At 30.1% G+C, this 14,055-nt stretch carries 16 protein-coding genes and 1 pseudogene; 11 read left to right on the forward strand and 6 right to left on the reverse strand.

All coding sequences use genetic code 11. The features are described from left to right. The 3 genes from L8Y18_RS07950 to L8Y18_RS07960 form a co-directional block, all read right to left on the reverse strand. On the reverse strand, positions 1-219 hold a 219-nt coding region (locus L8Y18_RS07950), incomplete at its 3' end, for a ribbon-helix-helix protein, CopG family (protein WP_263659998.1). Between the two features lie 10 nt (positions 220-229). Next, positions 230-793, reverse strand: coding sequence for a bacteriohemerythrin (locus tag L8Y18_RS07955; RefSeq protein ID WP_263665110.1), 564 nt, complete (start codon positions 791-793; stop codon positions 230-232). Between the two features lie 77 nt (positions 794-870). Further along, complete coding sequence (locus L8Y18_RS07960; protein WP_220567131.1) at positions 871-1,458, reverse strand: bacteriohemerythrin; 588 nt, start codon at positions 1,456-1,458, stop codon at positions 871-873. 129 nt (positions 1,459-1,587) lie between these two features. Here L8Y18_RS07960 and L8Y18_RS07965 point away from each other — a divergent pair, with 129 nt between their 5' ends. Beyond that, positions 1,588-2,253 (forward strand): response regulator transcription factor, encoded by a 666-nt coding sequence (locus tag L8Y18_RS07965; protein ID WP_263660850.1) that lies wholly within the window; start codon positions 1,588-1,590, stop codon positions 2,251-2,253. After that, the gene (locus L8Y18_RS07970) at positions 2,246-3,469 is read left to right on the forward strand and encodes a sensor histidine kinase (protein ID WP_263659996.1); all 1,224 of its coding nucleotides are present in this window, start codon (positions 2,246-2,248) and stop codon (positions 3,467-3,469) included. Before L8Y18_RS07965 ends, L8Y18_RS07970 begins: the two co-directional genes overlap by 8 nt. Before the next feature lie 2 nt (positions 3,470-3,471). Here L8Y18_RS07970 and L8Y18_RS07975 read toward each other — a convergent pair whose 3' ends face one another. Genes L8Y18_RS07975 through ribE form a run of 3 tightly spaced genes read right to left on the reverse strand, consistent with a single transcriptional unit; the run spans position 3,472 to position 4,920 of the window. Further along, the gene (locus L8Y18_RS07975) at positions 3,472-3,678 is read right to left on the reverse strand and encodes a hypothetical protein (protein WP_133318661.1); all 207 of its coding nucleotides are present in this window, start codon (positions 3,676-3,678) and stop codon (positions 3,472-3,474) included. A gap of 1 nt (position 3,679) precedes the next feature. Further along, positions 3,680-4,348: a peptidoglycan editing factor PgeF gene (pgeF, locus tag L8Y18_RS07980; RefSeq protein ID WP_263665109.1), complete on the reverse strand. Its 669-nt coding sequence runs from the start codon at positions 4,346-4,348 to the stop codon at positions 3,680-3,682. Further along, positions 4,312-4,920 carry a riboflavin synthase gene (gene ribE / locus L8Y18_RS07985; protein WP_133318663.1) on the reverse strand — a complete coding sequence of 203 codons (609 nt, stop codon included), beginning with the start codon at positions 4,918-4,920 and terminating at the stop codon, positions 4,312-4,314. Before ribE ends, pgeF begins: the two co-directional genes overlap by 37 nt. A 123-nt stretch (positions 4,921-5,043) precedes the next feature. On the opposite strand from ribE, the gene mnmG reads away from it, so the two are divergent. From mnmG to L8Y18_RS08030, 9 genes and pseudogenes are all read left to right on the forward strand, one after another. Continuing rightward, entirely contained in the window at positions 5,044-6,900 is a 1,857-nt protein-coding gene (gene mnmG / locus L8Y18_RS07990; protein WP_263665107.1) for a tRNA uridine-5-carboxymethylaminomethyl(34) synthesis enzyme MnmG, read from the forward strand. A 165-nt stretch (positions 6,901-7,065) separates the two neighbouring features. After that, positions 7,066-7,569 carry a ubiquinol-cytochrome c reductase iron-sulfur subunit gene (petA, locus tag L8Y18_RS07995; RefSeq protein ID WP_133318665.1) on the forward strand — a complete coding sequence of 168 codons (504 nt, stop codon included), beginning with the start codon at positions 7,066-7,068 and terminating at the stop codon, positions 7,567-7,569. A 1-nt stretch (position 7,570) separates the two neighbouring features. Further along, positions 7,571-8,815, forward strand: a complete 1,245-nt coding sequence (locus L8Y18_RS08000; RefSeq protein ID WP_220567136.1) for a cytochrome b — start codon at positions 7,571-7,573, stop codon at positions 8,813-8,815. Between the two features lie 2 nt (positions 8,816-8,817). Then, a complete protein-coding gene (locus L8Y18_RS08005; RefSeq protein ID WP_263665105.1) occupies positions 8,818-9,945 on the forward strand; it encodes a c-type cytochrome in 1,128 nt (375 codons plus the stop codon). A gap of 173 nt (positions 9,946-10,118) precedes the next feature. After that, positions 10,119-10,892: a 30S ribosomal protein S2 gene (gene rpsB, locus L8Y18_RS08010; RefSeq protein WP_263665104.1), complete on the forward strand. Its 774-nt coding sequence runs from the start codon at positions 10,119-10,121 to the stop codon at positions 10,890-10,892. Beyond that, positions 10,892-11,968 (forward strand): translation elongation factor Ts, encoded by a 1,077-nt coding sequence (tsf, locus tag L8Y18_RS08015; protein ID WP_039626638.1) that lies wholly within the window; start codon positions 10,892-10,894, stop codon positions 11,966-11,968. Before rpsB ends, tsf begins: the two co-directional genes overlap by 1 nt. A 2-nt stretch (positions 11,969-11,970) precedes the next feature. Next, the gene (locus L8Y18_RS08020; RefSeq protein ID WP_263665102.1) at positions 11,971-12,606 is read left to right on the forward strand and encodes an ABC transporter ATP-binding protein; all 636 of its coding nucleotides are present in this window, start codon (positions 11,971-11,973) and stop codon (positions 12,604-12,606) included. Further along, on the forward strand, positions 12,593-13,363 hold the full coding sequence (gene fliR, locus L8Y18_RS08025; protein WP_263665101.1) for a flagellar biosynthetic protein FliR: 771 nt from the start codon (positions 12,593-12,595) through the stop codon (positions 13,361-13,363). Before L8Y18_RS08020 ends, fliR begins: the two co-directional genes overlap by 14 nt. 60 nt (positions 13,364-13,423) lie before the next feature. Beyond that, a pseudogene (locus tag L8Y18_RS08030) lies at positions 13,424-14,055 on the forward strand (hypothetical protein); the annotation flags it as partial.

Here is a 14,055-nt window from a genome sequence, read left to right on the forward strand (position 1 = left end):
ACATTTTAATTTTTTTATAATGTTATCTAACTTTTTACTATTTCCATCTTTTAAATCTTCTAAAGCTTCTATGGCTGGAGCAAAGTCTTCTATTTCATCAAGATAATTTTCCAAAGCATTGCGTAAAATTTCAGCTTTTTTCTTTTTAGAAAATTTCGCAGTTTGATTTAAGCGTTCATAAAGCTCTAATGGAAGAGTTAAGGTGTAGCGTTTGTTCATTTTATAGCCTTTATTTTAGTTTGATAGCTTCTTGACAAGTTTTACATTTGTAACTTGCATTGTTTAATTGAATTTTTTGGTGAATTTCGCAAGGAACTTTGTGAATTTTATTTACGCAAGAGCAAATATATTCATAAATTTCTTGAGTTTCTTGAAAAGTTGTAGTATTGGCATTTTTATTTAGTTGCGCTTGATGCCATTTTTCTATCTTCATATCTTCTCTTAAAATATGTTCTAAAAGCCATTTTGATGCAATGACATTAAGTTTTTCTTTGAGATCATTTGTGCTTTTGAGATTTTGAATTAAATCAATCATAGATTGGATGATACTTTTGTGAATTTTTTGATGGTTAGAAAGTTCAGGATAACCTATTTTTGCCATGTATTTTTCTTCTTCGGTAAAATGTTCTTTCATATAATTAAAAAAATCTGCAAGTAAAAATTTAATTTGTCCTTTATGGACAGGTTTATCTGAAATCATCTCGACATTTGCAGCAAGTTCAAAAAGTTTTTTATGCTGTCTGTCAATTTCTTCATTATGGATACTATATTTACTACACCATTTTGGTAGCATGTTAGCTCCTTGTTTATATTTAGAAGAGTTTTATAAGCATTATAGTTTACTATATTTTAAATTATTATTAATTTTTATTAGATTTCTATTTTTTCTTTGTATTGTATTAAATTCGCAGAGCATTCTTTACATTTAAACTGCACTTTAGAATATTGCATTTTTAAATGAATATCATAAGGAACCTTGTGTGTTTTTCCTTCGCATTGACATTGATATAAGAATTTTTTTGGTTTTGGAGCTTCTTCTTCGAAAGTATCTGAAGAATTCTTTGCTTGGGTGTTTTGACGCCAATGTTCTATCATCATATCATGCTGAATGATGTGTTCTATCAACCATGAATTAACTACTATGTATAATTTTTCTTTTAAATCATTTGTACTTTTTATACTTTGTATGAGTTTTATCATGGATTTTGTGATTTGTTTATGCATGAGTTTGTGTTGATTTAGATAAGGGTAATTAATCTCAGCCATATAGGATTCTTCATCTTGAAAATGAATTTTAATATAGTGAAAAAATTCAGCAACTATCTTTTTAAGCTCGACTTGATAAACTGGCCTATCTGAAATTTCTTCCACTTTGGCGGCAAGTTCAAAAAGTTTTTTATGTTGTTCGTCAATTTTTTCATTATTAATACTATATTTTTGATCCCAATTTGGCAACATAATAAAATCCTAAATTCAATAAAATAGTTAATATTTTATAAATACTTGCCTTTAAATATGCTAAATTCACACTAAATTTACATAAAAAAAATATAATAATCTAAATTAAAATAGCATAAAAGGCTTAAAATGGCTACGCAAATTCTTTTACTAGAAGATGATATTAACTTAGGGGAAATTGTTGGTGAGTTTTTAGAAGAAGAAGGCTTTGAAGTGATTTTGGTGGATAATGCTCAAGATGCGCAAGATAAAGCTTATGAGAAAAATTTTGATTTATGGATTTTTGATGTAAAAGTCCCTTTAGGAGATGGTTTTAGTGTGCTTAAAAATTTAAGAGAAGCAGGTAGATATACCCCAGCTATTTTTATGACCTCTTTAAATACTACTATGGATTTACAACAAGGATTTGAATGTGGTTGTGATGATTATATCAAAAAGCCTTTTGAGTTGCAGGAGTTAAAAATAAGGATTAATGCTATTTTAAAGCGTTCTTTTGCGCATAAAAATGAAGATTATGAGGACTTGGGAAATGGTTTTAAATTTGCTTTTATATCGCAAACTTTATATCAAAACGATAAGCCATTGTCTTTACCCTTAAAAGAATTAAAACTTTTATCATTACTTTTGAAAAATAAAGGTAAATTTATAGATACTGCTTATATTTTTGAAGAAATTTGGGAATATGATCAAGAGCCAAGTGAGCTTAGTCTGAGAGCTTATGTGAAAAATTTACGAAAAATTTTAGGAAAAGAAAGCATTATCAATCAAAGAGGAAGAGGGTATTGTTATGCATGAAGCCAAGCGCGTTGCATGGCAAATTCTTTCTTTGTATTTAGTAAGTATAGGAAGTATTCTTATAGTGCTTTTTGGTATATGGTATGCTAAGTTAATAGAAGATTTAATAAGCGAATATAGCATAAAGCTAAGACAAGAACATCGTTTTGTGATTTTGCAAATGGAAAAATCGCGTTTTGAACCCATAGAAAAAAGTGCTAAGAAAATAGCTCAAATTTCTAATATAAAATTTGCAATATTTGATAGGACTAAGGTTTATTTTTCTAATCTTGATTTACCTGCTCAAACAACTTTTTTTAAATCAAATAATGCGAATATTTATAACAATAACACTTTGATTTATGTAGCTGATATAAATTTAAATAGCTTGTTACTTGCTGATAATCAAAATCAAAGTGCTTTAGAAATATTAGGAGATGTAAATCGTTTAAGAGTTTTAATACAAGGTGATGATATTTCTAAAGAACTTGGATTTATAAGATTTAAAGTTGCTTTAGCTATGGTACTTTCTTTGATTTTTGTTAGTTTGGTAGGATATTTAATACTTAAATTTGCACTCAAGCCTTTAGAAGCAAGAATAAGGTTTTTAAATAATTTTATAAAAGATACCACTCATGAGATTAATACCCCAATTAGTGCAATATTAATGAGTGTAGAGAGTTTAGAAAGAAAAAAGAATTTTGAAGAAATTAAAGCTTTAAAGCGTGTGAAAATAGCTGCTTTGACTTTGAGTCATTTGTATTCAGATTTAACTTTTTTAAATTTTTCTCAAGCTTATGAAGCAAAAAAAGATTGGATATTTTTAAAAAATTTGATTAAAGAAAGAATGGAGTATTTTAAGATATTTTTAGAGCAAAAAAATATTGACTTAGAACTTGTTTTAGAGGATAATGGAAAAATTTATGCCAATAAAGAGCAATTTTTTAAAATGTTTGATAATCTTGTTAATAACGCTATAAAATATAATATAAAAAATGGACATATTAAAATAGCACTTTTAGAGCAAAAACTTATAATAGCAGATAGTGGTTGTGGCATAGCAAAGGAAAATTTGGCTAATATTTTTGAGCGTTATTCAAGATTTAATGAAAATCAAGGTGGTTTTGGTATAGGACTTTCTTTGGTGGATAAAATTTGTAAAGAACATAATATAAAAATAAAAGTAGAAAGTGAGTTAAAGAAAGGAACAAAATTTATTTTAACTTGGAAAAATTAAAATTATTTATTGCTCATTTTAGCTTTTTCTTTAGCATTTATAAGCGTTGTGATAAATTCATTTAAATTTTTAGTATCGTTTTGATTTAGAGTTTGTGGGGTATGATTTAGCATTTGAGTGATTAAAAGTTCATTGCTTAAGTCATTATCGCCAAATTCTCTAGCTTTTTGTAGAATTTTTAAAGCAAGTAGATTTTTTACTTCATACATTTTAATCCTTTAAATAAATCACGCTAACAATGCGCTTTGGAGTTTGATTTTTTCTATAAGAAAAAAATCTCTCATCATCAAAGGTGCAAAGATTGATATCAAAAATATCATTAATACCTAATTCTTTTGCTTGAAATTTAACTAATGCTTTTAAATCAAGCTTATTTTCATGTAAAAAATGCGCAAAATTTTCTTTGCTGTGGTTTAAAACCTCGCCATTAATTTCATAATTTTTAGCACAAATTCCTGCTGAAATGATGAGTTTTAAATTCTTGGTTTGAGTGTTAAAACTTTCTTGCATTTTCAAAACAGCTTCTTTTAAGATATTTTCAAAACAACCTTTTCTACCTGAATGCAAAGCTGCTATGGTTTTATTTTTATCATCATATAAAAGCAAAGGCAGGCAATCAGCGCTTAAAATACACAAAGCTATATTTTTTTCATTGCTAATTATCCCATCAGCATTAAAGTGAAAATCTTTATTATAATGAGTGATGATATTAGAATGAATTTGATTTAAAAATACACACTTTTTTATAGAATTTTCCCGAGGAAAAATATTATTACAAATTTTTGCTCTAAAAATATTATAATCTTGATCAAAGGCTACAAAAGCTTTTGCGAAATCATTTTCTAATAAAGCGATGTAATCTTGTCTATTTGTTGCCATGAAATTTCTTTTTTATAATTTAATTGTCTGTGTATGTATCTTGCTAAAAGATCACTTTCTATATTGACGCGTCTTCCTATGGTGTAATTTTTAAACAAGGTTTCATTAAAGGTTATAGGAATAATAGTCAAACGAATACTATCTTTTAAAACTTCATTGATAGTTAAACTTACTCCATCTATAGCTACGCTTGCTTTATTTGCCATATAAATTTGTATATTATCAGGGCATTTAATATAAAAATCAACTCCGTTTTCTTTTTTAGAAATATTAGTAATTTCGCCAATACCATCAATGTGTCCTTGCATTAAATGCCCATCTATTCTATCGCCATAAGCTAACGCAGGTTCAATATGCACATAGTCTTTTAAATTTTCAATAGCTATGTGAGTTCTTGTTTCATAAGAAAGTTCAAGATTAAAGCCATCATCAAAAAGTTTTGTTACGCTCAAGCACGCACCATTAACTGCTATACTATCGCCTAGTTTTGGTTTGTAACTTGCTTTTAATCTTAAAGTGTTGTTTTGATATGATTTGACAAAGGCTAATTCGCGGATTAATCCATTAAACATTCAATACCTTTAATTTTTATGAGATTTTATCCAAAACTTTTAAATTTCAAAAAGTATTTTTAGTGTTTTATTTTAAAAAATATTATATAATTTTTGCCTTTTTTATAAAAATGAGGTCAAAATATGTATGATATAATCGTAATAGGTGGCGGGCATGCTGGGGTTGAGGCTAGTGCTGCTGCCGCTAGAATGGGCAAAAAAACTTTACTTTTAACTACTTTAATCGAGCAAATTGGTGCTGCAAGTTGTAATCCTGCTATAGGCGGCTTAGCAAAAGGACATTTGGTAAAAGAGCTTGATGCTATGGGTGGACTTATGGGACAAATTACCGATGAGGCTGGAATTCAATTTAGAATTTTAAATGAAAGCAAAGGTGTTGCAGTGCGTGGAAGTAGAGCACAAATTGATATGGACGCTTATAGAATTTGTGCTAGAAATAAGCTTTTAAAACTTGAAAATTTAGAAATCTCTCAAGAGCAAGCTTTGTCTTTACTTATAGAAAATGATGAAGTTAAGGGCGTTAAAACTAATTTAGAAAATACATATTTTGCTGAAAAAATCATACTTACAACAGGAACTTTTTTAAATGGACTTATCCATATAGGTGAAACTAAGCTTCAAGCAGGTAGGGTAGGTGAGCTTGCGTCTGTAAATTTGGGTGAGTATTTAAAACAAAGTGGTTTAAAAGTAGGGAGGTTAAAAACAGGAACTTGTCCAAGAGTAGATGCTAAAAGTATTGATTTTAGTGTTTTAGAAATTCAACCCGGAGATGAAAACCCTAAGGCCTTTAGTTTTAAAACAAAAAATTTCAAGCCCAATCAACTTCCATGTTATATAGCAAGAACAAATTTAAAAACACATGAGATTATAAAAAGTAACTTTTACCGCGCTCCGCTTTTTACAGGACAAATTGAAGGTATAGGTCCAAGATATTGTCCTTCCATAGAAGATAAGATTAATCGTTTTGGTGATAAAGAAAGTCATCATTTATTTATAGAGCCACAAACTAAAGATGCTACTGAATATTATATTAATGGCTTTTCTACTTCACTTCCTTATGAAGTGCAAATTGCGATGTTAAGAAGTATAAAAGGTTTTGAAAATGCTAAAATCACGCGTTTTGGCTATGCTATAGAGTATGATTATATTGATCCAACGGAGTTAAAACATACTTTAGAAACTAAAAAGATTAAAAATTTATATTGTGCTGGGCAAATTAACGGAACTACTGGTTATGAAGAAGCAGCTGCACAAGGTTTTATGGCAGGAGTGAACGCGGTTTTAGCAATTGATGAAAAAGAGTCTTTTGTATTAAGACGCGATGAGGCTTATATAGGGGTGTTAATTGATGATTTAGTAATGAAAGGCACAAAAGAGCCTTATAGAATGTTTACTTCAAGAGCTGAATATAGACTGCTCTTAAGAGAAGAAAATGCTATTTTAAGACTTGGAGAATATGGACATAATTTTAAACTTTTAAGTCAAGAGGACTATGCATATATTGATAATATAAAGCAAAATGTTAGGAAAGGACTTGAGTTTTTACTTCAAACTACATGGACACCAAGCAATCAAAATAATGAATTTTTACAAAGCATTAAAGAAGAAAAAATTACCTCAATAGTAAGTTTGCAAAAAATTGTTGCAAGAGCGAGTTTTAATATAGAAAAATTAAAAGCTCTAGATGAAATGTTTGCAAAAATGGATGAGTATTCTTTAAATGAAATTTTAAATGAAGCAAAATATTATCATTATATAGCAATGCAAAAAGCACAAATAGAAAAAATGAAAAACTTAAATGACTTAAAAATTCCTGAAAATTTTGACTTTAAAAGTGTAAGTGGTTTGAGTAATGAAGTGGTGGAAAAACTGCAAAAATTTAATCCGCCAACTATTTTTGCTGCTTCGCAAATTAGTGGTATCACCCCTGCTGCTTTAGATATTTTGCATATTTATATCAAAATGAAAAACAATAGATGATATTAACTTATCTATTGTTTTGATTTGAAAATAAATACACTTCTGTTATTTTAAATAAATACTTGCATATCTTAAATAAAGCTTTTTTATATAAAGAAAAAATTTATTATTTTTTAGATAAACTGCTATACTTTACAACAAATAAATCAAAACAAAGGAAGTAAAATGGCTACATCTGAAAGTAGACGAAGCTTTATGGGCTTTGCCTTTGGAACGGTAGCTGCTGTGGGTGGTGCTTTTTCATTAGTTGCAATGAAAAAAACATGGGATCCGCTCCCAAGTGTAAAAGCAGCAGGTATTACTACCGTAGATCTTTCTGGTATGAAAGAAGGCGAATTGAGAACAATCGAGTGGCGTAAAAAGCCTATATTTATCTTAAAAAAAGATGCGGATATGGCAAAAGATAGCAGTAGGGATGTTATTGTGGGTGATGTTGCATATACTGTAGTTATTGGTCTTTGCACGCATTTAGGCTGTATTCCAGCTTATGCTCCAAGTGAGAAATTGTTTAAGTGCGCATGCCACGGTGGCGAATTTGACACTAGTGGTAAAAATGTATTTGGTCCTCCTCCAAGACCTTTGGACATTCCTCCTTTTAGAATTGATGGAACTAAATTAGTGTTAGGTGAAGAAGGTCCAGAATATAAAAAAATGATTGCGGAGGCTTGATATGGCACAGATAAAAAAAGCTAGTGGTATTATAGATTGGCTTGATCAAAGATTAGCTGTAAATAAGCTTTTTAATGTTTTAATGGCTCAGTATTGGATACCAAAACAAATTAACTTCTTATGGGCAATGGGTGTTATCTTGACAACTCTTTTTGCTATTTTATTTATTTCAGGTCTATTTTTAGTAATGTATTATAAGCCAGATGTGGCTTTGGCTTTTGATAGTGTTAATAAAACTATTATGCAAGAAGTAGAGTATGGTTGGCTTTGGCGTCATATGCATGGTGTGGCTGCTTCAGTTGTGTTTTTAATCATATATATCCATATGTTAACGGGAATTTATTATGGCTCTTATAAAAAGGGTCGTGAGATGATTTGGATTAGCGGTATGCTTTTGTTTGTTGTATTTTCAGCAGAAGCATTTAGTGGGTATATGTTACCTTGGGGACAAATGAGTTTTTGGGCTGCTCAAGTTATTACTCAGCTTTTTGGCGGAATTCCTTTTATAGGTGATGCATTAGTTATTTGGATAAGAGGAGATTTTGCAGTATCAGATCCAACTTTAACTAGATTTTTTATGCTGCATGTGTGCTTATTGCCAATTGTAATTTTAGCAATTATTGCATTCCACTTTTATTCTTTAAGAATTCCTCATGTAAATAATGAAATTTCAGAAGAAATTGATTTTGATTTGGAAGCTGAAAAATATTTAGCAGGTGATACAAAAGGTTCTAAAGTTATTCCTTTTTGGCCAGGATTTTTAGCTAAAGATTTTATGTATATTGCGTTATTTATGATTTTCTTCTTCTATTTGGTGTGTTTTAAATTTAATTTCGCAATGGATCCAATTAACTTTGACCCAGCAAATTCTTTAAAAACACCTCCTCATATTTATCCTGAGTGGTATTTCTTATGGAGTTATGAAGTTTTAAGAGGATTTTTCTTTGATGTTGGAAGCATTAAAGCTTTTGATATAGGTCTTGCAGCGTTTGGTATAGCACAAATTATTTTCTTCTTGTTGCCTTGGCTTGATAGAAGTGATGTTGTAAAACCAGCACACGAAAGACCAATGTTTTTTGTATGGTTTTGGGTATTATTGATAGATTTAATTGTACTAACAGTTTATGGAAAGCTTCCTCCAACAGGAATTAATGCTTGGATAGGATTTTATGCTTCTATGGTATTTTTACTATTATTGTTAGTAGTCTTACCAATTATTACTATCATGGAAAGAAAAAGGGGCTAATAATGAGAGAATTAAAAATATTTTTTGTAGTTGTCTTTTTCACAGGTTTAGTTTATTGGGGGGTTGAGCCTTATGCACATTCAGTGATGAATCCTCCTTCAACTCCGGTTAATTTTGACTTTGCAAAAGCTGATGCAGAATTTACCAAAGGTGAAGTTGCTTTAAAAGAAAAAGCAGCAATGGATGCTAATGCTTCAGGAAGTGAAAAAGCTATAGCTAATGCTCAAAAAGCATTAGAGCTTGCTAAAAGCCAAGAAGAAGCTACTAAGCAATTATGGGAAAAAATCGCAAAAATCGATTTTAGTAAAGGTAATGCACAAAAAGGAAAAGAGCTTTTTGAAGGAAATTGTATTGCATGCCATGGTGTAAAAGCCGCTGGAATTCCTGCTACTATCACAGATTCTTCTTTAGGTGTAACACCTCCTGATTTAAGTGATGCGGGTGCTATTTATGATGAGAAATTTTTAACTGCACTTATCATTGATCCGGTTAAAGCTTTGCAAATTTCACATAAATTCAATGATGAAAATCCATTCTTAATGCCTGCTTATCCTTTAAGTGGCGATGAAGCACAAGATAATCAAGATTTAGCAGACTTAATTGCATTCTTTAAAAATACAGCTAGTGAATATGAAAAAGAATTTGATGCAAAATTAAAAGCTGATTTAGAAGAAAAATATGCTAAAAATCAAGAGCTTTCAGAGCAAGCAAAAACAGCTTTAATTGCAAAAGAATTTGATTTTGCTAAAAACAAACATACGTTTGAAAATGCTTGTGGAAGATGCCATGATGTAAAATATGATGGCTTTGTTTCAAGCTCAAATATGAGTGATTTAAAAAATTATCTTGGAATGACGCCTCCAGATCTATCTATGATGATTCGTTCTAAAGGCGCGCATTATCTTGAAATCTTCATCAATGAGCCTCAAAAGAAAATTCATGGAACTGCTATGCCAAGAGTTGGTCTGAATGAAAAAGCACAAACTCAAGTTATTAGTTATCTTGAAAAAGTTGGTGATAGTAAAAAAGAAGAAAGAGAACAAACAGGAATTTATATTATGATATTCTTTGCAATCTTAAGTGTTTTTGCTATAGGTTGGAAAAGATCAGTTTGGTCTAAACTACACTAATTTACCCAAAGAACGCCTCGTGGCGTTCTTTTTCTTCAATAATAAGCTAAATATAAAATAAAATTTGATATAATATTCTTTCATTTCACACGCATTAATTTCCTTATTAGGTTGCTTATGGGTTAAAGAATGCGGAGGAATAAACCTAATTATTTTATTTCAAGGAGAATTTCATGGTAAGCATGAGAGATTTATTAGAGTGCGGTGTACACTTTGGACACCAAACAAGAAGATGGAATCCAAAAATGAAAAAATTTATTTTTGGTGAAAGAAAAGGTATTTACGTAATTGATTTACAAAAAACACTTAGATATTTTAGATATACATATAATATCGTTCGTGATGCTGCAGCAGAAGGTAAGACAATTTTATTTGTTGGTACTAAAAAACAAGCTGGTGGAGCGATTAAAGAATATGCTGAAAAATGCGGTATGCCTTATGTAAATCACAGATGGCTTGGTGGTATGATGACTAACTTTGGAACTATCCGCCAGTCAATTAGAAAATTAGAAGTTATAGAAAAAATGGAAGAAGATGGAAGTATTAAGCTTTTAACTAAAAAAGAAGCACTAATGCTTACTAGAAAAAAAGAAAAATTACTAGCATATCTTGGTGGTATTAGATATATGAAAACTCAACCTGATATGATTTTTGTTATTGACACTGTTAAAGAAAAAATTGCAGTTCAAGAAGCTAATAGATTAAAAATCCCTGTAGTTGCTCCACTAGATACAAACTGTGATCCTGACTTAGTTGATTTCCCAATTCCAGGGAATGATGATGCAATTCGTTCGGTTCAACTTTTCTGCCAAGAAATGGCTGAAGCAATCAATGAAGGTAAAGCATTAAGAGAGCAAGATGGTGAAGTTGATGAAGAACAACCTGTTTCTGAAGAAGAAAAAAAAGAAGTTTTAGAAGAAGCTATGAGTGAAGGAGATAAAGAATAATGGCTGAAATCACTGCACAAATGGTAAAAGAACTGCGCGAAAGTACTGGCGCAGGTATGATGGATTGTAAAAATGCTTTAAAAGATACAGATGGTGATTTTGAAAAAGCAGTGCAACTTTTAAGAGAAAAAGGACTTGGAAAAGCTGATAAAAAAGCTGATCGTTTAGCCGCTGAAGGTTTAGTAAGCGTAAAAGTAAGTGATGATTTTAAATGTGCAACTGTAAGTGAAATTAACTCAGAAACAGATTTTGTTGCTAAAAATGAACAATTTATTGCGTTAACAAAAGATACAACAGCACATATTCAAGCTAAGAGTCTTCAAAATGTTGAAGAATTACATTCAAGTGAGATTAATGGTGTTAAATTTGAAGAGTACTTAAAAAGCCAAATTGCAACTATTGGTGAAAATTTAGTTGTTAGAAGATTTGCTACTTTAAAAGCAGGTGCTAATGGCATAGTAAATGGCTATATTCATACTAATGGTCGTGTTGGTGTGGTTATTGCTGCAGCTTGTGATAGTGAAGCTACGGCTAGCAAGTGTGGAGAATTTTTAAAGCATATTTGTATGCATATTGCTGCAATGAAACCTAGTTATCTATCTTATGAAGAACTTGATATGGATTTTGTAGAAAATGAATACAAAGCTTTAGTTGCTGAGTTAGAAAAAGAGAATGAAGAAAGAAGAAGATTAAAAGATCCTAATAAACCAGAGCATAAAATTCCAAAATATGCAAGTAGAAAACAATTAACTCAAGAGGTAATTCAAGCAGCTGAAGAAGCTATTAAAGCTGAGCTTCAAGCACAAGGAAAACCAGAAAAAATTTGGCCTAATATTATCCCAGGTAAGTTAAATAGCTTTATTGCGGATAATTCTCAACTTGACAGCAGACTTACTTTAATGGGTCAGTTTTATGTAATGGATGATAAAAAAACTATCGAGCAAGTAATTGCTGATAAAGAAAAAGAGCTAGGTGGAACTATCAAAATAGTTGAATTTATTCGCTTTGAAGTAGGTGAAGGCCTAGAAAAGAAAACTGAAGATTTTGCTGCTGAAGTTGCTGCGCAAATTGGTTAAAAATGGAACTTTTAAAAGCGGAAAATTTAAGCCATAGTTTTGATATTCCGCTTTTTGAAAATTTAAATTTTGCTGTAAATGCAAAAGATAGTATTGCAATATGCGGAAGTAGTGGATGTGGTAAATCCACTCTTTTGCATATTTTATCTACCTTATTAAAACCTCAATCAGGAAAAGTTTTTTATAATAATCAAGATTTATACGGTTTAAATGATGATGCTTTACTAGAAATTCGTAGAAAAGATTTTGGGATTATTTTTCAAATGCATTATTTGTTTAAAGGTTTTTTGGCTTTTGAGAATATAGAGCTTGCGAGTGTTTTAAGCGGACAGAATATTGATTATGAATTATTAAAAAAACTTGATATTGCAGATTTAATGAATCAAAAAATCACAAAGCTAAGCGGTGGACAACAACAAAGAGTAAGCATAGCTAGGGTTTTAAGCAAAAAGCCAAAGATTATTTTTGCTGATGAAGTTACCGGAAATTTAGATTTTAAAAATGCATTAAATGTAATGGATATTTTGATTGATTATATCAAGAAAAATAACGCAGCTTTGATTTTTGTTACGCATGATCAAGAGCTTACTAAAAAATGCGACAAGGTTTTTCACTTAAGTAACTATGGAATTTGTTAGATATTTAGGCGATGAAAATGTAGTTATTTTCATGCTTTTGTTTGCTAGAATGAGTGGGTTAATAGTTTTTTTTCCTTTTTTTTCTCACAATAGTATACCTTTGGTGGTAAAAACAACCTTAGCTTTATTTTTAACAATGTTTTTATATCCTTTAGCAAAGCTTGAGGGTAATACACCTGATTCTTTTTTTATTTTATATCTTTTAAGTGAAGTGCTTTTTGGTATGATGGCAGGGTTGATTTTGCAAATGACTTTTGCTATTTTACAAATGGCAGGTGAGCAGGTTTCTTTTACCATGGGATTTTCTATGGCTAGTGTTATGGATCCTACAACTGGTACAAACACACCTGTAATCTCACAAGTTTTAAATTTATTAGCTTTACTTGTATTTTTAGCCTTTGATGGACATCATTTAGTCTTACTTTTTATATCTAATTCGCTAGAATACATTAGTTTAGGTGGGTTTTATCCACATGAAAATTTAATGCTTTATTTAAATAAAGCCATGGTAAATATTTTTGTACTTGGTTTTTCTATGGCCTTTCCAGTTTTGGCTATATCTTTATTATCAGATGTGATTTTTGGTATGCTTATGAAAACTATGCCTCAGTTTAATCTTTTGGTAGTGGGGTATCCTATTAAGATATTCTTGTCTTTTGCGGTGCTTATTGCTATTTTGCTTATTATGATGCAGTATTTTAAAAATTTAATAGTAAAAAGTTTTGAGCATATGGAGTTGTTATTTTTTAATATATAAGCATTAAATAATTAAAAATGTTTTAAAATAAGATATTTCTTTAATTTTGGGAGATGACAGATGAAGGTTTTGCTGATAAATTCTAATACGGCTGTTTCAAAGCTAATCAGTTTAGGGGTTCAAAAATTAGGTTATGATTTTGAAGAAATTACAAATACTGAGGAGCTTGGAGAATTTTATGATGTTATTATCATAGATCATGATATTGAAGCTAATTTAGATGATTTAAAAAGCAAATGTAATAGGTTGATTTGTTTATTACCTAGAAATCAAGAGCAAGTAGAAGGCGTAGAATGTTTATATAAACCTTTTTTACCAACTGACTTTATAGAGCTTTTAGGTGGTGAAAAAACTTTAGAAGAAGATAAAAATAATACTTTAGAAGAAGATGAATTAAATTTTGACGATGATGTTTTAATTGATAAAGATACACCTTTAGATGGAAATGAACTTTTAGCCGGTATTGACTTGTCTGAGCATGAAGAGAGTTTAAGTGAAGATGATTTAAGTTTGCAAGAAGAATTTTTTGAAGAGAATTTAGATGATGAATTAAAAGCTGACAATATGCCTGAAACAACAGATGTATTAGTAGATGAAAAAAAAGATGAAGATGAGTTGACATTGCTAGATGATTTACATGAAGAAAATATAGAAGAAAATATAGAAGAAAATATAGAAGAAAATATAGAAGA

Source organism: Campylobacter sp. CNRCH_2007_0968H (assembly GCF_025773245.1).
GTDB lineage: Bacteria > Campylobacterota > Campylobacteria > Campylobacterales > Campylobacteraceae > Campylobacter_D > Campylobacter_D lari_D.